The sequence below is a fragment of the Leptospira ilyithenensis genome, from assembly GCF_004771005.1.
Taxonomy (GTDB): Bacteria; Spirochaetota; Leptospiria; order Leptospirales; family Leptospiraceae; genus Leptospira_A; species Leptospira_A ilyithenensis.
Map to the genome: position 1 here is coordinate 339,334 of NZ_RQHV01000042.1, position 16,433 is coordinate 355,766.

At 38.9% G+C, this 16,433-nt stretch carries 17 protein-coding genes; 7 read left to right on the forward strand and 10 right to left on the reverse strand.

What is annotated here, in order from left to right:
• Positions 1 to 70 precede the first annotated feature (70 nt).
• Positions 71 to 409, reverse strand: a complete 339-nt coding sequence (locus EHS11_RS08335) for an STAS domain-containing protein (RefSeq protein WP_135763906.1) — start codon at positions 407 to 409, stop codon at positions 71 to 73.
• A 54-nt stretch (positions 410 to 463) separates the two neighbouring features.
• Positions 464 to 1,087, reverse strand: coding sequence for a site-specific integrase (locus tag EHS11_RS08340; protein WP_135763907.1), 624 nt, complete (start codon positions 1,085 to 1,087; stop codon positions 464 to 466).
• 204 nt (positions 1,088 to 1,291) lie between these two features.
• Here EHS11_RS08340 and EHS11_RS08345 point away from each other — a divergent pair, with 204 nt between their 5' ends.
• The 3 genes from EHS11_RS08345 to EHS11_RS08355 are packed head-to-tail and all read left to right on the forward strand — an operon-like array spanning position 1,292 to position 4,049.
• On the forward strand, positions 1,292 to 2,362 hold the full coding sequence (locus EHS11_RS08345) for a toxic anion resistance protein (protein WP_135763908.1): 1,071 nt from the start codon (positions 1,292 to 1,294) through the stop codon (positions 2,360 to 2,362).
• 2 nt (positions 2,363 to 2,364) lie between these two features.
• The gene (locus EHS11_RS08350; RefSeq protein WP_135763909.1) at positions 2,365 to 3,237 is read left to right on the forward strand and encodes a magnetosome magnetite crystal formation protein family; all 873 of its coding nucleotides are present in this window, start codon (positions 2,365 to 2,367) and stop codon (positions 3,235 to 3,237) included.
• Complete coding sequence (locus EHS11_RS08355; protein ID WP_135763910.1) at positions 3,237 to 4,049, forward strand: inositol monophosphatase family protein; 813 nt, start codon at positions 3,237 to 3,239, stop codon at positions 4,047 to 4,049. The genes EHS11_RS08350 and EHS11_RS08355 overlap by 1 nt, the downstream gene beginning before the upstream one ends.
• On the opposite strand, the gene EHS11_RS08360 is transcribed toward EHS11_RS08355, so the two are convergent.
• From EHS11_RS08360 to EHS11_RS08375, 4 genes are read right to left on the reverse strand one after another with little or no spacing between them, the layout of a single operon-like run.
• Positions 4,030 to 5,220: a glycosyltransferase family 4 protein gene (locus EHS11_RS08360; protein ID WP_342775426.1), complete on the reverse strand. Its 1,191-nt coding sequence runs from the start codon at positions 5,218 to 5,220 to the stop codon at positions 4,030 to 4,032. The genes EHS11_RS08355 and EHS11_RS08360 overlap by 20 nt on opposite strands.
• A 6-nt stretch (positions 5,221 to 5,226) precedes the next feature.
• On the reverse strand, positions 5,227 to 6,279 hold the full coding sequence (locus tag EHS11_RS08365; protein ID WP_135763911.1) for a glycosyltransferase: 1,053 nt from the start codon (positions 6,277 to 6,279) through the stop codon (positions 5,227 to 5,229).
• Positions 6,276 to 7,337, reverse strand: coding sequence for a glycosyltransferase family 4 protein (locus tag EHS11_RS08370; RefSeq protein ID WP_135763912.1), 1,062 nt, complete (start codon positions 7,335 to 7,337; stop codon positions 6,276 to 6,278). The genes EHS11_RS08365 and EHS11_RS08370 overlap by 4 nt, the downstream gene beginning before the upstream one ends.
• Positions 7,337 to 8,356: an LIC_10202 family protein gene (locus tag EHS11_RS08375; protein WP_135763913.1), complete on the reverse strand. Its 1,020-nt coding sequence runs from the start codon at positions 8,354 to 8,356 to the stop codon at positions 7,337 to 7,339. The genes EHS11_RS08370 and EHS11_RS08375 overlap by 1 nt, the downstream gene beginning before the upstream one ends.
• A 93-nt stretch (positions 8,357 to 8,449) precedes the next feature.
• Here EHS11_RS08375 and EHS11_RS08380 point away from each other — a divergent pair, with 93 nt between their 5' ends.
• Positions 8,450 to 9,355, forward strand: a complete 906-nt coding sequence (locus tag EHS11_RS08380) for a GDP-mannose 4,6-dehydratase (RefSeq protein WP_210413660.1) — start codon at positions 8,450 to 8,452, stop codon at positions 9,353 to 9,355.
• On the opposite strand, the gene EHS11_RS08385 is transcribed toward EHS11_RS08380, so the two are convergent.
• Positions 9,345 to 10,526 carry a M48 family metallopeptidase gene (locus EHS11_RS08385; protein WP_135763915.1) on the reverse strand — a complete coding sequence of 394 codons (1,182 nt, stop codon included), beginning with the start codon at positions 10,524 to 10,526 and terminating at the stop codon, positions 9,345 to 9,347. The genes EHS11_RS08380 and EHS11_RS08385 overlap by 11 nt on opposite strands.
• Entirely contained in the window at positions 10,527 to 11,483 is a 957-nt protein-coding gene (locus tag EHS11_RS08390) for a YjgN family protein (protein ID WP_135763916.1), read from the reverse strand.
• A gap of 348 nt (positions 11,484 to 11,831) precedes the next feature.
• On the opposite strand from EHS11_RS08390, the gene EHS11_RS08395 reads away from it, so the two are divergent.
• Complete coding sequence (locus tag EHS11_RS08395; RefSeq protein ID WP_135763917.1) at positions 11,832 to 12,116, forward strand: LIC_11321 family protein; 285 nt, start codon at positions 11,832 to 11,834, stop codon at positions 12,114 to 12,116.
• Positions 12,092 to 13,081, forward strand: coding sequence for a patatin-like phospholipase family protein (locus tag EHS11_RS08400; RefSeq protein WP_135763918.1), 990 nt, complete (start codon positions 12,092 to 12,094; stop codon positions 13,079 to 13,081). The genes EHS11_RS08395 and EHS11_RS08400 overlap by 25 nt, the downstream gene beginning before the upstream one ends.
• On the opposite strand, the gene EHS11_RS08405 is transcribed toward EHS11_RS08400, so the two are convergent.
• On the reverse strand, positions 13,030 to 14,265 hold the full coding sequence (locus tag EHS11_RS08405; RefSeq protein WP_135763919.1) for a pyridoxal phosphate-dependent aminotransferase: 1,236 nt from the start codon (positions 14,263 to 14,265) through the stop codon (positions 13,030 to 13,032). The genes EHS11_RS08400 and EHS11_RS08405 overlap by 52 nt on opposite strands.
• Positions 14,266 to 14,270: 5 nt before the next feature.
• Positions 14,271 to 15,053, reverse strand: a complete 783-nt coding sequence (locus tag EHS11_RS08410) for an SDR family NAD(P)-dependent oxidoreductase (RefSeq protein ID WP_135763920.1) — start codon at positions 15,051 to 15,053, stop codon at positions 14,271 to 14,273.
• A 117-nt stretch (positions 15,054 to 15,170) separates the two neighbouring features.
• Between EHS11_RS08410 and EHS11_RS08415 the strand changes: the two genes are divergently transcribed.
• Positions 15,171 to 16,424, forward strand: a complete 1,254-nt coding sequence (locus tag EHS11_RS08415) for an MFS transporter (protein WP_135763921.1) — start codon at positions 15,171 to 15,173, stop codon at positions 16,422 to 16,424.
• The last annotated feature ends 9 nt before the right edge of the window (positions 16,425 to 16,433 follow it).

Consider the following 16,433-nt stretch of genomic DNA (forward strand, 5'->3'; position numbering starts at 1 on the left):
AAAGAAATAGAACCAGAAAAAAAGAGAAAGGATTAAAAAGGTAGCCTGTGGAAGTCTAGTAAGGATTGGATTACTTGGAAAGAGAAGTGGTGGCTTCTTGTTCGGTTTCAAAGACTTCGAAAAGGTCGAGTAGTTCCACAACATCGAACACTTTTTTCACGGGAGGAGTGATACAACAGAGCTTGAGTTTACGGCCTTGTTTGTCCAATTCTCGAACCATACCTACGAAGATGCGGATTCCAGAAGAAGAGATATAGGAAATAAGCTCGAGATTGATGATGATATCACCCTCTCCACTTTGAACATCGTCAGCTAATTTCGCCTCGACTTCATCGGAATGAGTGATGTCCAGGCGTCCGTTAAGATGAACTAGAGTGTGTTTGCCTATTTTTTTGGTCTTGATTTCCAAAATGCGCCTACTTAGAGCAACGATCTAAGCATTATCATAGGATTCAAGAAATTTTTACGCTGCTTCGCTTCCGAAATCCTCAAAAGTCACTGAATTTGAAATCTCTTCCAAACTAGGATAGAGAGATATGCGTTGTTTTGTCGACTTCAGAGAGCGATGGCCTAAAAATGTTTGGATTTCACGTGCTGGGAATCCCTGATTAAAAAAATACAAGGTGATCGAATCCCGGATCAAAGGAATGGAGACTTCTTTCCTTATGATTTGCGATCCTTTTTGCAGGATTTTTTGAATGGATCTTTCCTCTCTGAAACCTTTTTGCCCCGGAAAAAGAGGAACTTCTTCATTTTCGCTTTGGCAGAAGCGATAAAGTTCCTTGGCAAAATCATCGGATATACGAATATTTCTATGTTTCAATCTACAACGTTCCGAAATCTTCAAGTTGGCAGAACTTGGTTCAAAGTTTTTGATTTTAAAAGAAATAAGATCCGGAATTGACATTCCGGAAGAAAACAAAAGTTTAAGGATGAGATAATGAGTATAATTACTATTTCTCAAGTAGAAGAACATTTTCCGTAGGTCATCGTTGGTAAACAAACAAGTCTCGAATTCTTGTAAATTTACCACTAGATCCAGCGGTAGGAAGGGAAAAATTATTTTCTGAATTTTTATATCTTTCATAAGCTTTCTCGCAAATTATCGAAAGGATCTAACCTTAATTCCTGTTAGAACATAAGTTTTGATCCTAGCGTTTCTAAGTTATCGGATAGAGATGATCTGAAATAAATTTACTTGTTCATCTTTTTTTTGCGTTTTGTTTTCTGCTTGATTCTATCTTGAAAAAATTTCAAATTTTATAAAAACTGAATTAGGAAGAGAATAAAAATGGATTCTTTAGAGTTAAAAACGAACGACCCTGAGTTGCAACTAACACCCGAAGACTTGAAAAAAGTCCGGGAACTTGCCGATCAAATCAAGTTAAACGATCCAAACGATATTATTCAATATGGTTCTTCCGTCCAAGCCAGGGTTTCCGAATTTGCGGACAATGTTCTTGCCGAAATAAAAACGAAAGATGCCGGTTATGCGGGCGAATTGCTCAATAATTTGCTTTTTAAGGTAAAAGACCTGGATTTGGACAGCCTAACGGGAGAAGGGGGAACTCTTTCCAAGATCCCTCTCATCGGAGGGCTGTTCAACAGCGCTAAAAAGTTTTTAGCCAAGTTTGAGGATTTGCATTCGCAAATCGAAAAGATCGTAGAAGAGCTCCACAGTGCCCGCACCAACCTAACAAAGGACATAACTCTCCTCCAGGCCTTGTATGAAAAAAACTTGGAATATTTCAAAGACATTCAGGTCTACATAGCTGCGGGCGACCAAAAGGTAAAGGAAGTAAGAGACAAAATCCTGCCTGAAATGTTGGCAAAAGCACAGGCGCAAGGCGATACGCTGGCTTCTCAAAAATACCAGGATATGGTTCAGATGGCGGATCGTTTTGAAAAGAAGATCTATGATTTGAAGCTCAGCAGGATTTTGTCCCTTCAAACGGGGCCTCAGATCCGGCTGATTCAAAATGGCAATCAGGTGTTAGTTGAAAAGATCCAAAGTTCCATTTTGAATACGATTCCCCTTTGGAAAAATCAAATCGTAATCGCCTTGGGGTTGCTTCGACAAAAGAAAGCGCTTCAGGCTCAACAGGAAGTCAGCAAAACCACAAATGATCTGCTGCAAAAGAATGCCGAAATGTTAAAAACAGGAACAGTGGAAATTGCAAAGGAATCGGAAAAAGGAATTATCGAGATCGAAACTTTGAAAAAAGTGAACCAACAGCTGATTGACACGATCAATGAAACTCTTAAAATCCAAGAGGATGGACGGCAAAAAAGAAAAGCTGCCGAGCAAGAGTTGGTTAAAATCGAATCCGATATCAAACAGAAGTTACTGGAAGCAAAATAAATATGGAAAACAACCTGGAGATCATAGATGCAGAAGAAAAAAAATGGGCACGTCGTGTCCATTTAACAACGCTTCTTACTTATCCTATGGCACTACTTCCTTTCTCATTTTCTTGGGAAGTTTTGGGAACTTTTGTCTTCCCTTTCGTCATTTGGTTGTCTAGAAAAAAGACGTCTTATTCGGCGGGGCAGGCGTTGGAAGCGATGTACCTTCAGGCTTTATTGGCTTTCGGTTATATAGGTTTAGGCAATGCTTTTTCGGGAGATAGGGTTTTGTTTGTGTTTTCCTACGTGTTTGTAGGATTTTTGCATCTGTTGCTTTTGGGATTTGGAGTGTTTCGCACAACCATTGGCAAACCGCATCATTATCCATTTAGCTTTTTTCCTCTATTGTTTGCTTCCAGATCCACAAAGGAAAATTGGAATTCATTAAAAAAACAATTTTCCGACAAAGTGGAGTTCAACGAATACAAATCTTATATTGAAAAATTCGATTCTTTCAAACTTTCCATTGAGAAGGAAGTCAGATCGTTGACGGATGCCGGATTACAAGTTTTAGGAAATGAATTTTTGCATTCCTTAAGTGAACTGAGGGTGAAGTTGACGGAAGATCCGCTTTCTTATAAAAAAGCAAAACAGTATTTGAATTACTTTCCGGAAACCACTGCAAAGATACTCAATCAGTACAATCATGTTAGTCGGGATTTGTCTCTTGCCGGCGACAACGAAAAACGAAAAACGGAATTGAGCCAGCTTTTGCAAGAAGTGATTAAAACTACAGAGCAGGTTCGAGGAAAGTTAAAGGCCGATGAAACTTTAAATTTAGATGTAGAAATCACCGCCATGAAGAAAAACATTGGTTTCGGTGGGTATTGATGGAGTCCGAACTCAAAGATAGATCGTATCATTTTTTAAATTTTTTACCGCAGGTTGGAAACTTCCTGGCGGAAAAACACAATTCGCCGAATCTCTCGATCAATGAAAAACGCCTTTATGACTTGGTAACAGAAGCGGACTTAGGTTCTGAAAAAATGGTTTTGGATGAGATTCGAAAGTTTTATCCGCAAGATAGTTTTTTGTCGGAAGAGTTCGGAGACTACCAAGGCAAAAGCGGATTCCGTTGGGTGATTGATCCTTTGGATGGGACCACGAATTATGCACATGGATTACCGTTATACGGTGTGTCAGTCGGCCTGGAATGGGAGGAGACGAAAGAACCTGTAATTGGTATGGTTTTTTTTCCCGAGCTGAATACTTTCTATTATGCAATCAAAGGAAAGGGGGCTTTCCGGGAAAAAAAACAAATCCATGTTTCCAAACGTAAATCGATGAAAGACTCCCTCTTTGTCACAGGCTTTCCTTATGACAGAAAAAATTCATTGGATGTATTGATGGCTTATTATAAATCCATTTTGGAAAAATCGAGAGGAGTTCATCGCACAGGTGCCGCTACTTTGGATCTTTGTTGGGTTGCTGAAGGTAAGTTTGACGGATATTATGAATTGGGCTTAAAGCCTTGGGATATGGCCGCTGCCGGTTTGATTGTACAGGAAGCGGGAGGGAGATTGTCTACAATGGACGGTAATGATTTCAACATATATATCCCCAGCTTGCTTGCAACAAACGGACTACTTCATGATTTTCTTTTGAATGAATTTGAAGGCGGGATCAATCGAGTAGTTTACTAACAACTAACTCTAATTTGTTTTTTATCGTTTCTTTTGTAAAATTCAACTCTACGTATTTTCTTCCGTTTTTACCCAAACGTTCCCTGATATCAGGATTTTGAATCAAATATTCGAGGGATCGTCTAAAAGAAATCTCATCGGAGTAATAAAGCCCTCCCTGGCTTCTTTGGCAGTGCCCCCGCATAACATCTGACTTTCCATTGACAAGAACCGGTTTTGCAAAAGACCAAGCTTCCATAATGGCAATGGAAAAACTTTCCAAAGCGGACGGATTTAGAATCAAATGTGATTTTTGAAGTAGGTTTTCTTTTTCCGTTTGCGTAACAAACCCTTGCAAATGAACGGATATAGGAATCAGATCATTGGGTAAATGATTGTTTCCTATGCTGACCAGCCGGATTTTTTCTTTTGGGAAAAAATGTTTCCAGGAATCGTAATGGGCATACAGTTCCGGAAAACCTTTTGCCGGTTCGATTCTTCCCAATGTCAAAAGATTGATGCCCTCCTCTTCAACCGAGATCGGATTTTGCTGCAGAACTTCTTCCTTTGGCAAACTCACATAAGTTCCTATATAGAAATAGTTTTTAGGAAGAACTCCAATTTGTTTTTTGTATACATCCGCTTCTTCGGGAGCGTTGAAACAGTAACTATAATCAGGTAAGAAGGTTCTTTTATAAAGAGGCAATGTAAAAGCAGGCTCTTCGTGAAATGTGGGAATGATAAGCGTTGGTTTTTTCAAATTAGGCAGAACTTTGACGATCGGGTAATACAGATATCCGACTAAAATGATCAGATCAAATTGATTCTGTACTTCTATTACCCGGCTCACCAAACTAGGAGAATATGGCCCTTGCTCAATTAGAAAATTTTCCTCTTCTTCAATACTGACTTTGTTTCCTTTCCGCAAACAACTTTCCAGCACTTGATTCATTACGTTTATATTTCTTTCTTTTTTTACGGGGAATCTATGGATTTTTATATCATCCCAATCCTCTTCTCCTTCGCGTAATTCGTTTTTCCAACTGACATAGTCTTTGGCGCAGGTAGTAAAAATTTGAACTTGATGGGACTCTTTTAGAATCAATGCATAATCCAATGCCAGTTTTTCCGCACCACCCGCTATATTCGGATGGAATCTGGGAACAAGGATTGCTATCTTTTTCAGGTTCATCAGTTTTTATTTTTCTAATACTTCTAACAAAGGAGCAATTGATATTTTACTGATATAGTCTTTCAATCTTTGCGATTGTCTCTGAATGATTTCCGCTTTTAGGCTTTCATCAGATTCGATTGATTCTATTTTTTGGATCAAAACTTCAAAATCCTTTTTGGCGAACAATAACCCGTTCCCGTTTAATGTTTCAGACACTGCCCCCGCGTCGTAAGCTATTACAGGCAATTCAAAATGCATCGCTTCCAAAAGTGGAACACAAAACCCTTCGTGCTCGCTCATTGATAGAAAATAAGAACTTTCGAGATAATATTTGGTTAATATGGATTCGTTTACGTAAGGAACAATTTCAACTTCTTTTCTCAAGTCATAGGTTTTGATCATCAAGTGCAATTCGTCCAGATAAGCCTGTTGGTTCGGATTGCAGAAGCCTACCATCTTCAATCTGAAATCCCGATTTGTTTTCAACTTCCAGATTTTAGCAAATCGAATCAAGTCATCCTGACGTTTGTTTGGTGCTATTCTTCCTACGAATAAAAATTGAATCGGATGTCTGTTTTTTTCTACAACTATGTTGTTTTTGTTCCACTTTGCAAAATTCAGATGAAGAGGCATCACTTTGGAATTTTGAAAACCGAGTTCCAACAATTCCAAATTATTAAAATTTGAAACTGCAAAATAATTTTGAAAATATTCTTTAATCGTATGCAGATCCTGTCTGCCTTCTCTTAGTAAATAAGTGAAATGAAGATCATAAGGCTCTAAAAAATCATGAGGAGTAACATTATGGTAAATTAGAATTTTGGGATTCGGCTGTTTGAGTAGAAAAGGGAGTATGCCGGAATGAATTGAGTGGTGATAGATAAGCCAATCGTTCTGTGATATTTTTGCCTTTAAATATTTTTCCGCATATTTATCATCCGCTTTGTTTACATTCTCCGAGTATATATTTCCCCTGTATCCTTGAACTTGAAGAAGTTTTTTGATTTCCAACATTTCTTGGGAAATGGCATCTCCCACTTGAAAGCCCGCGGAAAATTGATGTACGAGAGGTCTCATAAATTGGATACCAAACCGGAAAGTTGTTTCTGCCAAGGGAAATAATTATAATATTTCAAAGCCTTTTTTTGGTTTTGAATCAGTATTAGGCGTTTGGAAGAATCGGAAAGGCAATCCTCCATATTTTCAGCGAGTCGCTTGTAATCTTTGGAATGAAATTTGATTCCGCCTTCTCTCATTGTCGATCCGATTGCACCCTGTTCGTAAGCAAATACAGGCAATCCCATTCCGAATGCTTCGAGAACAGGCAAACAAAATCCTTCATGTTCGCTCATAGAAACAAAAGCATCGGATTTGGACAGGACTTGCAATACTTCTTCATCGGAAAGACCTTGTAGGAATAAAACTTTTCCTTCCAGGTTCAGATCTGAAACTTTTTTTAAAAGCAAATCGAAATATCCATGGAACGCATGAATCACCGAACCGACACAATACAACTTGGAATCCGGATGAGTTTTCTCCCAGACGAAAAAAAAATCAATCAGGTCTTCCCATTTTTTTTGAGGCGAAAATCTGCCTAAAAAACAAATGGCTCCGTCATTATTATTTTCCAAATGAATGTCGGAGCTATAATAGGATTTGCAAATGGGAATTGTAATTATATTTTTAAAACCGTATTCTTCGATCGTATATCCGTTGTATGGTGAATCGCACCAGGCAGCATCGCAAAAGATTGCCAAGGAAGCGATTTCCAAATAGGAAATGGATTCGAAACGTTCCATTGAGTTGTAAATTTCCGAAGTCGTCGTATTTTTATAATAGAATGCAGGTGTTATATTATGAAAACGTAAAATTTTTTTTCCGGGAAGGGATTGGAAATAATCAAGAGGGTATCCTTGCCCTGCATAATGTAAGATATGAATATCGTTTTTGGTCAAAGGAAGATCCGAATGACAAAGATGATATTGTGAAGATTCCGCCTTTTCCCCTTTTTTAGGAAGTCTTGTCACAAAATGAGAATTCCAGCCTAGGTTTTTAAATTCCTTGCTTAGACCTTTTGCATCATTGCCTACTCCATCGGAATCTTTCAGCTCATCTAGGTGCTGAAATACGTTCATTAGGAAATCTTTTTATAACGTAGGATTTTTTTGGAGGAAGATTTTGTCAGATCTCTTTCTTCGGAAAGACCGAACGCTTTAAGATAATTCGGAAGTTTTTTTAAATCGATTTTACTCAACTGAATGTCTTGAAACGGACTATGGTTGTCTTCGTTTTCCAATTGAACGGAAAAGTAGAGATAACCCCCGGGTTGCAAACAACCGGAAATTTCGGCAAATATCCTTTCCAAAACAATGGAAGGAAATCTGTTTAAAGAAAGTCCGATGATGATGTGATTTGTTTCCAAATGTTTTAGAGGAAATAAAGAATCCACCAGTTTGATATCGGATGTGATTTTCTTTTGAACAAATTCGAATTCGTTTTTACTTTCGGTGTAGGAATTAAACGGAATGGATTCGATTGTTAATTTTTTAAGTAAGGAACCCCATTCGGGAAAAATAACTTCCAGCTTTCCCTTTTCTTTCATGTCTGAAATTGCAAGATCCCAGTCATCCGACAAACCCGCATCATCGATAAATTGGTAGTTCGCCCAACCAAACGTAGGTTCACCGCTCATTTTTTTTACATCAGCTTGTAGTAAATGATCCTTGTAAAAGCTTTCGAATCTTTTTTCCAAGTTTTGCATTCTTTTTGCCAGTCGAATTAACTCGTGTAATACGGAAAAGAAAGCTTTGATTCTATTTTCAGATAATTTTTTGTCGACTAACCCATAAAATTCGATGAATCGTGTGAATAAAAATTTAATCGGTCCTTTTACAAACCAAAGTTTCGGATTTGTAAATTTGGGCGGCGCAATTCCCTTTTCGAATAAATGAGCAGTTCCGGCAGGGTCAAATTTTCTATAACCTTCGGGAGATTCCGGTTGGAATTGCATTTTGGAGATTCTTTCCAATTCGAGCTTTGTCGGAGGAGGAAGGGGGATCTTGGATTCGATTTCGCGCATAATTTCTTTTACATCAATTTGCGGGTCTCTGATTTCCAAAAATGGCGTGGGGCTTAAGCTAGGGTCGTTTTCCACGGAATTCTTTCTTGTTGAGAGGATTTGAAATTTTAGGATGATGGCAACTAAATCTTAGAATTGGATCGGAAAATTCCCCTATATATGGAAAAAATAAAAGCTTTGATAACTGGTGGGACGGGTTTTGTCGGAAAATACCTCGTTTCGAGCTTAAATCAGAGTGGAGAATATGATATTTCTCTTTTTTCTGCGGATATTCGAGACAAGTCGGAAACGGAAAGGGTTGTATTTTCAACGAAACCTTCCGTCGTTTTCCATTTGGCAGCCCAGCCGTTTGTTCCTCGCGCAATTGAAGATCCTTGGGAAACCGAAGAAATCAACGTCAAAGGTACTTTGAATTTACTGGAATCACTTCACCGTTTGGGAACGCCTGTAAGGATGCTCTATGTTTCTTCCGCCGATGTTTACGGTTTTCAAAAAGAAGAAACACTTCCTTTGTCGGAAACTTTGATTCCAAAACCGATCAATCCCTATTCGGGAAGCAAACTAGCAGCCGAATCTTATTGCAGACAATATTCCGCTTATGATAAAAACCTGACGGTTGTTATTGCCCGCCCATTCAATCACATAGGTATCGGCCAGAGATTGGAATTTGTGATTCCTAATTTCTGCAAACAGATCATCCAGGCAAAAACTCAGAAACGGGATTTTATAGAAGTTGGAGATTTAAATCCTACAAGGGATTTTTCCCATGTGCAAGATATAGTCAACGGTTATATGACTCTAGTGAAAAAGGGAGAAGCCGGAGAAATCTATAATATTTGTTCTGGGAAAGAAACAAGCATTCGTTATATGGTCGAGGAATTGATCAGTATTTCCGGGGTTCAATTGGAATATAGAGTGGATGCAAATAGAGTTCGTGCTTCGGAGACCTCCCGAGTATTCGGAAATAATGATAAACTCGTGAAGCTAGGTTGGGCTCCGAAATGCAATCTGCCTGAAACTCTTAAAGAGATATATTCATCCATGGAAAATGACAAAGCTTTATTCAGTCATTGATACATGCTTTTTGAATTCGTTTCCATTTATCTTTAGATACAAGTTTTTTTGTTTTTCGGGAATCCGTCTTTGCAACTATATCTTTGAATGCTTTCATTCTATCTTCCGTACGGGGATGAGTGCTTAGAAAGTTTGAAAAGTCGAATATTTTCTTAGAAATGGAATCACTCGTTTTGTCAGGCTTTTTCGTTTTTTCAGTATGTTCCGCAAGACTTTCTTCTTTTTCCAATCTCTGAAAAAAAAGATAAAGCCCCGCTGGTGAGTAATTCGCATTTTTAAGCAGTTGAATGGAATAACTATCCGCCTCTACTTCAAAATCTCGTGAAAATTTTAAAACAGCGATGGTAGTTCCAATTTCGGAAACTGTTTCGATAATTTCAAAATCACCTAAACCGGGACCTACGACTACACTGATGGCAAAAGCAGTTCCCATTGCTTTGATTAGGTTGCGAATATGGTGTCTTTTTTCCACATGAGCAAGTTCGTGTGCCAGGACGCCGACTACTTCTTCGGGAGTGCTTGCATTCCGGATGAGACCGGAAAAGAAATACACTCTACCGCCTGACAATGCAAATGCGTTCGATTCCGGTCGGTTTATGATTTTGATTTGGTAGTTAAAGGGTGAATCTTTCGGCTTTAAATTTTTAACAGCATCTTCTAAAAACTTTTGAGCCTCTTCCGAATGACAGATGGAAAACTGGGATTCCACCTGTTTATTTACTTCGTTTCCCAGCTTTTCATCAAACTGAGTCGGGAAGAGCACATACAATTTTAATAAAATAAAATAATAAAAAGAACCGATCACTACCGCAAAAAAAATACCGAATAAAAATACGGTGCGCAGATCCAATTGTTTGGAGGAATAGATAAGATTTTGAAAAAAACCTTGCTTTTTCTTATTTTCAAACCAGATAGATTCGATGTTTTGTTTTTCTTCTTTGGTGCAAAAAATTTCGATGATCGGGCTTTCCGCCGTTTCATCAGGTAAAATCGTAAACTTACAACCATTAGGAGTCGTTTCGAAATTTGCCAGACCTTCGATGGAAAATTTTTGAGTCAATGTTTCCGATTGAAAGTTGATTCTATTGTTTTGCAAAGAAGCGACCCCGGATTCCGGGATCGCTGACTTTCCGTTAAAGTAACGTGCTTTAAATTCTAATTTTTGATTCACTTAAATAGTAAGGAAGCCTTCTAAAGTTTCAGCCAGTGCTTCCAATCCTTCTGCTGTTGCGGAAGCAGTCGGGTCTGCTTTAGCTGATATACTTCCGAAATCCACTTCCGTTTCCAGACTTATGGATTCTAAAAATAATTTGGATATGCGAACAATTGCCCAAGCAAGTCCGAATCCAAGTGTGAAAAGTACAATTGCATAAGCAACGATAATGTTGAGGAATACTTTACCGCCTGTAAGGTCGGATTGAAACTTTTTTCCCTGAAAAGATCTATGATTCCAAATGTAATTTTGTAAATCGGCAAGAAACCAGGAAGAATAAATTCCGAAAGTGATGATAGAAAGAAAGAAACCCTTCAAATAGATAAAGAAAATCTCTTTTCCGTCTACTTGGAATCCAAAGTTTGCATTTCCGTAACGGGTTTTGCTTGCTATGTAGGCTTCTTTTTCAGCATAGAACCAAGGATAATAAATTCCTAAAGTAACAATAGTTAATAGTCCACCCTTTAGATAAATTTTTGCAAGTTCCAAACCTTTTCCGTCAAATCCGAATCTAAGATTGCGGAAACCGGTTCTTGAAGTGAGATATTTTCTACTTCCGACAATCACGAATGGAAAGACCCCGAGGAAAAATGCGGCGAGCAAGATGGGAGGTATGATTTGTGCGAGTGTAAGACTGATCATACCTAAAATTTTTCCAAGGATTTGAAGGACGATTCCGCCAACTACCAGGATTGCCAAAGCTTTTAAAAAACCGATGAATCTTTCCTTGCCTGTTCCGTGAAAAGAGAACCTTTCTCCTGCCCACTCGGTGTTTTCAGCCATAAACTTTTGGGTATTGGCCTTTGCCCAAAAAGTATAAATACCTAAGGTGACTACAGTCAGAAATCCATTCTTCAGCAAGAGCATAAAAAGCGCCCCCCCTGTAGCATGATAAGTAAATCTTTTATTGTCCATCAGTGACCTGCCTATAGAATTCTTGTGGGACTAATTGAACTCTAAGTCCCTGAAAAGGTAAAGAAAAATATTGACTGAAATAAATAAATATTTTGGCTAACTATAGTTTGTTGAAGATTCACTGATTTATAAATTACTAATATGCTATTGGGAAATGAACTAGGTTCAAAATAAAATCTTCCTGAACGGGATTCAGGTGAGGCTAAATTTCTAGAAATAAGTAAGGGTTTGCCCTTTTCAAGGGAGATTTTAAATTAGTGTCAGCACTATAAAATAGATAACTTATTTTCAGATTTCGGATGATTTTCGATGTCTAAATTAAGTGACCGAGAGTCAGGATTTCCACATATGTTTTCAAAAGTTTTTTTCTCATTAGGATTTATCCTTCTGATTTCCGCTTCCTTATTTTCGCAGTCAGAATTGCCTCCGACAGCCGGGGACTTAAAAGGACAGGATCGTTCCGTCATCCAACCTCCCGAGAGGAAAGAAAAGAAGGGCTGTTGCAAAATAAAATATCCGGCGGGAGGTTACGATTTTTTTCTCGCTACCGAGGAAGCTTGTCGCAGTAGTTTATATTTTGATAGGTATTTAGGAGAAAACAATACATTATGCCTTCGTTGGGAAGAGGATTAGATTTGCCTAACTTCACTGAGGTGAAGGACCAGCTACTACAGACCATCAATCGCTTTATTCCTTTATATGAGGTTTCTTTGGCCATCGCGGGTGGAGGTTGCAAGGCTCTTTACGGTTTAGGAGTAGGAAGAGTTTTGCGAGAGTGGGGAGTTCGGTTCAATGAAGTATCCGGAGTTTCGGCAGGAGCCGCAATGGCACTTTGTATTCTCTCCGAATCCGAAGATGAAACAGTTGAGTATTTTGAAGAAATCACGCGCCGCAATTCCAGTAATTTTCATTTTTCCAATCTATTGAGAGGAGAACCGACTTTTCCTCATGAAGAAATGTATCGAAGAGGCATTCGTTTTGGGCTGCGATTTGATCGTATTCTTGCTTCCGGTGCAAAGGTGTTCATTCATACGGTTCGAGCTTACCCTCAGGAAAATTCCCTTAAAAATAAATTTCGCCTAGCAAGGCTTATCAGTGAAACGGGAAGAGCGTTTTTACTGGATGATAGGGATCGCAGTGAAGGCAAGTCTGCAAATAGGATTTCGGAAATTGTAAAAAAATGGAAAATGCAAGATGTATATTTTACGGAAAAAGATTTTCATAATCCGGAAGTCATTGAACAATTTATTCTAAACTCTTCTTCTATACCTCCGATTGTGGACTTTCAGTCAGTAAACGGAGAATACTATTTGGATGGAGGGCTCACCAACAATCTAGTGATTGAAAAATTTTCTTCGGGAGCAAAGATCATAGGCATTCACTACGAGTCTTCAACCATAGTAGACAAAGATACTGAGATTTTAAAAAAAACTTATTTGATGCGGCCTTCCCGACCTTTGACAATCACTTCCTTCGATTATACGAATCCAGCTGGCTTAAGAGATACTTTCGAATTGGGCAAAGCAGATGCCAGGGCGCAAAAACATCAGATTTTGGAATTTTTGCAAAGAGATGCCAGTTCCTTTATGCCGATTTGAAATTGGTCTTCCGGAACAATCAGACTGACAACCAAAACAGTTCTATCTTCGGGAAAGCCGAACCAGTTTCCTGGATGCATGTAAATATTACTTTCGCTTAAAGTTTGTTCGGCGAACTCTTCGTCGGACAATTTCGAATTTTTAATTTCAACCATTCCATACCAGCCAGCTTTCCCGTGGGTCCAATGAGCAGACTGCCCGTTTGCCGTATTATTTTCCTCAGGCTCAAAACAGTTTTTCGCAAATTTCAAGTTTCGCCTAACTCTGCTTAATATTTTATTCTGGATCATTGACTTCCAGGAAAATAAATCGTTCAATGTATATTGGATCGGAGTATTTACGGAAAGAAACGTATCTGCGATGATCTCCAAGCCGCTGAGGGATTTTTCCCTGAAATCGGCATCTCCTTGTACATGGATCCAACTCAGTTTCATTTGCGGCAAAGCCAACATTTTAGAGATTCCATTTAGCACAAAGAATGGTGCTTTGGAAGTATTGGGATAATAGTTCAATTCCTGCACTTTATTTTCTTCGAAGATATAGGAGGCAAAGACTTCATCCAAAATCAAAGGGATTCCTTTCTGTTCCGACCATGAAAACCATTCTTGCCAATCCCTTTCTTTCAAAATCGAACCTGTGGGGTTGGAAGGAGAAACAAGCAATACTGCCTTTGTGGAAGGTTTCAATTTCTTTTGCATAAGAGCAAGGGAATACTCCCAGGACTTTTCGGACTCATCCCAAAGAAGGTCGTATTCATTTACTTCTACGTTTTCCAGTTCTCCCAAAAAATGAAATAACGGATAACCGGGAGCCGGAACTAAAATTTCATCTCCCGGATTGCAAAGCAGTTTGAATAAAAAACTATAGGCTTCGGATGTACTTGATGTCAGAACCAAATCATTCGGATTGAGTTCCGATCCTCTTATTCGATAATCCTTTGCAATCGCATTACGTGCTGTTAGAAGACCTTGGGGATTGGGGTCGTAGATGGAAAAAGGTTCTTTTTCCAAGCTATGGGAAAAAACGTCGGAAGGAAAATCCAATCCTACCTGAGTCGGATTGGAAATTGTAAGATCGATGATATGGGTTTTGTTTTTTTCTTTTTCCTTTTTGATTCGGGACAAAAGATTCTCTTCTTCTCCCAGTCCCAGATCATTGATTTTTTTAGAAAAAGAAACTTTCATGGCGGTTACTTTTTAATATAATTCAAACCTTTTGCAATTTTACGAATCATAAATCTGGGCGAAATACGAATTGATTGTGCCAAAAGAAAGTTCAAGAGTCCCGCAATCTTTACCACCTGTCCCTTTTTCAAAGCCTTGTACCCTTGTTTGGCAACAGTTTTGGAATCCATTGTCAGGATGGGATTGGAGGCAAGTTTGCTTTCATTCATATCCGCACTATTGAAAAATTCCGTTCTGGTAGGACCTGGACAAAGCGTTGACACCTTGATTCCGTATTGGCTTACTTCTTCCGCGATTCCTTCCGAAAAAGAAAGCACATATGCCTTGGACGCATAATATCCGCTCATGTAAGGTCCGGGTTGGAAAGCAGCAGTCGATGCAATGTTCAGAATTTCGCCTGACTTTCGTTTGATCATCTCAGGTAAAACAAGATGAGTGAGTTCTACCAAGGTAACCACATTCAATTGAAGCAACTCGGTTTCTTTAACAAGTTCATTTTCAGCAAATGCACCGTTTAACCCGATCCCTGCATTATTTACCAAACTATCTATGTTTAGGTTTTTCTTTTTGATTTCTCCGAAGAGCTCTTTCGCGGAACCTGGAAGGGAAAGATCCTTTACGGATACATGGGATTCCTGTCCGTATTTGATTTTGATTTCATTTTTTAAGGACTCCAATTTCCCTTTGTTACGAGCGACAAGGATCAAAGAATATCCGTCTTTTGCAAAAAGTTCTGCAAAATCCTTTCCTAAACCTGTGGACGCTCCAGTGATTAAAACTGTTTTCATTTCTCTTTCCCCGGGGTTAAGTTCCCGTGTTTATATTTTAATTTAGACAAGTTTCGGGCAATTAATTCCGAAAATGAAGTTTCTTTCTGACTACCTGGTCCAGAATGGCATTATCTTATGGAAAAAGATCTTCTTAATCCTGACCATCATCCTCTCCATACTATCCAAAAAGAAAAAGCGATCATCTTTATCTTGGCCGCTCTTCAATTTTTACACATACTGGACTTTGTTATTATGATGCCCCTTGGACCCGTATTTAAGGAAAGCTTCAAAATCACCGCGTCCCAATTCGGACTACTTGTCGCCTCTTATACACTGAGTGCAGGTTTTTTCGGATTGATAGGGACTTTCTTCTTAGATCGTTTTGATCGCAAACCCGCACTTTTGATTGTATACTTCGGATTCGCATTAGGTACGTTACTTTGCGCATTTGCACCTACCTTCAATACTCTGATCATTGCTCGGGTTGTGGCAGGAGGATTCGGAGGTGCCATCGGAACTTTGGTATTATCCATCATCGGAGATATTATTCCTATTTTCCGCAGAGGGAAAGCAACGGGAATCGTGATGTCTGCATTTTCACTTGCTTCAGTGATCGGAATTCCCATAGGTTTGTCTCTTGCCAATAAATTCGGATGGCATAGTCCGTTTTTAGGACTTGCAGCTCTTAGTTTTCTATTATTGCCGATTGCCTACAAAGTGTTGCCGAACATTCGGGTGCATTTGGACAATAAGAACTTGGATGAATCCAAATGGGCATCCATTCGTGCGGTTTTTACCCGAAAGTCGCATTATTTTTCTTTTGCGTTCATGAGTATGCTTATGTTCGGCGGCTTCACTATCATTCCATTCCTTGCTCCCTTTTTGGTTTCCAACGTGGGAATGACAAAAGAACAACTTCCTTATCTTTATTTTTTCGGCGGGTTATTTACTTTTTTTACAAGCCGTTATATAGGAATCCTGTCCGACCGTTACGGAAAGTACAATACGTACGCCGTCCTTGCCATTCTTGCAGTGATTCCTGTTTCCATCATTACGACTTTAGGTAAAACTCCCTTAGCCGTTACATTGACCATTACAACTGTATTTATGATTATCGTTTCCGGACGTATGGTACCTGCATTTGCTCTTGTTACTTCTTCAGTAGAACCGAAGATCAGAGGGAGTTTTATGTCCTTCAATTCCGCGATCCAACAATTTGCTTCGGCTCTTGCTTCCATTCTTGCCGGTTATATTTTAACCGAAGAAACAGGCGGAGAGCTTGTAAATTTTGAAATCGTAGGGATGATTGCGGTTTTCTGTTTGTTATTTAGCGTTTATCTGGCTTCGAAGATTACGATTCCGAGCGACGGACATGCTGTAAAAAGGTAAGATTGAAAT

Coding starts and splice junctions, on each gene's coding strand:
- EHS11_RS08340 (WP_135763907.1), bottom strand. CDS start 1,087: ATGAAAGATATAAAAATTCAGAAAATAATTTTTCCCTTCCTACCGCTG.
- EHS11_RS08345 (WP_135763908.1), top strand. CDS start 1,292: ATGGATTCTTTAGAGTTAAAAACGAACGACCCTGAGTTGCAACTAACA.
- EHS11_RS08350 (WP_135763909.1), top strand. CDS start 2,365: ATGGAAAACAACCTGGAGATCATAGATGCAGAAGAAAAAAAATGGGCA.
- EHS11_RS08355 (WP_135763910.1), top strand. CDS start 3,237: ATGGAGTCCGAACTCAAAGATAGATCGTATCATTTTTTAAATTTTTTA.
- EHS11_RS08360 (WP_342775426.1), bottom strand. CDS start 5,220: ATGAACCTGAAAAAGATAGCAATCCTTGTTCCCAGATTCCATCCGAAT.
- EHS11_RS08365 (WP_135763911.1), bottom strand. CDS start 6,279: ATGAGACCTCTCGTACATCAATTTTCCGCGGGCTTTCAAGTGGGAGAT.
- EHS11_RS08370 (WP_135763912.1), bottom strand. CDS start 7,337: ATGAACGTATTTCAGCACCTAGATGAGCTGAAAGATTCCGATGGAGTA.
- EHS11_RS08390 (WP_135763916.1), bottom strand. CDS start 11,483: ATGGACAATAAAAGATTTACTTATCATGCTACAGGGGGGGCGCTTTTT.
- EHS11_RS08395 (WP_135763917.1), top strand. CDS start 11,832: ATGTTTTCAAAAGTTTTTTTCTCATTAGGATTTATCCTTCTGATTTCC.
- EHS11_RS08400 (WP_135763918.1), top strand. CDS start 12,092: ATGCCTTCGTTGGGAAGAGGATTAGATTTGCCTAACTTCACTGAGGTG.
- EHS11_RS08405 (WP_135763919.1), bottom strand. CDS start 14,265: ATGAAAGTTTCTTTTTCTAAAAAAATCAATGATCTGGGACTGGGAGAA.
- EHS11_RS08410 (WP_135763920.1), bottom strand. CDS start 15,053: ATGAAAACAGTTTTAATCACTGGAGCGTCCACAGGTTTAGGAAAGGAT.
- EHS11_RS08415 (WP_135763921.1), top strand. CDS start 15,171: ATGGAAAAAGATCTTCTTAATCCTGACCATCATCCTCTCCATACTATC.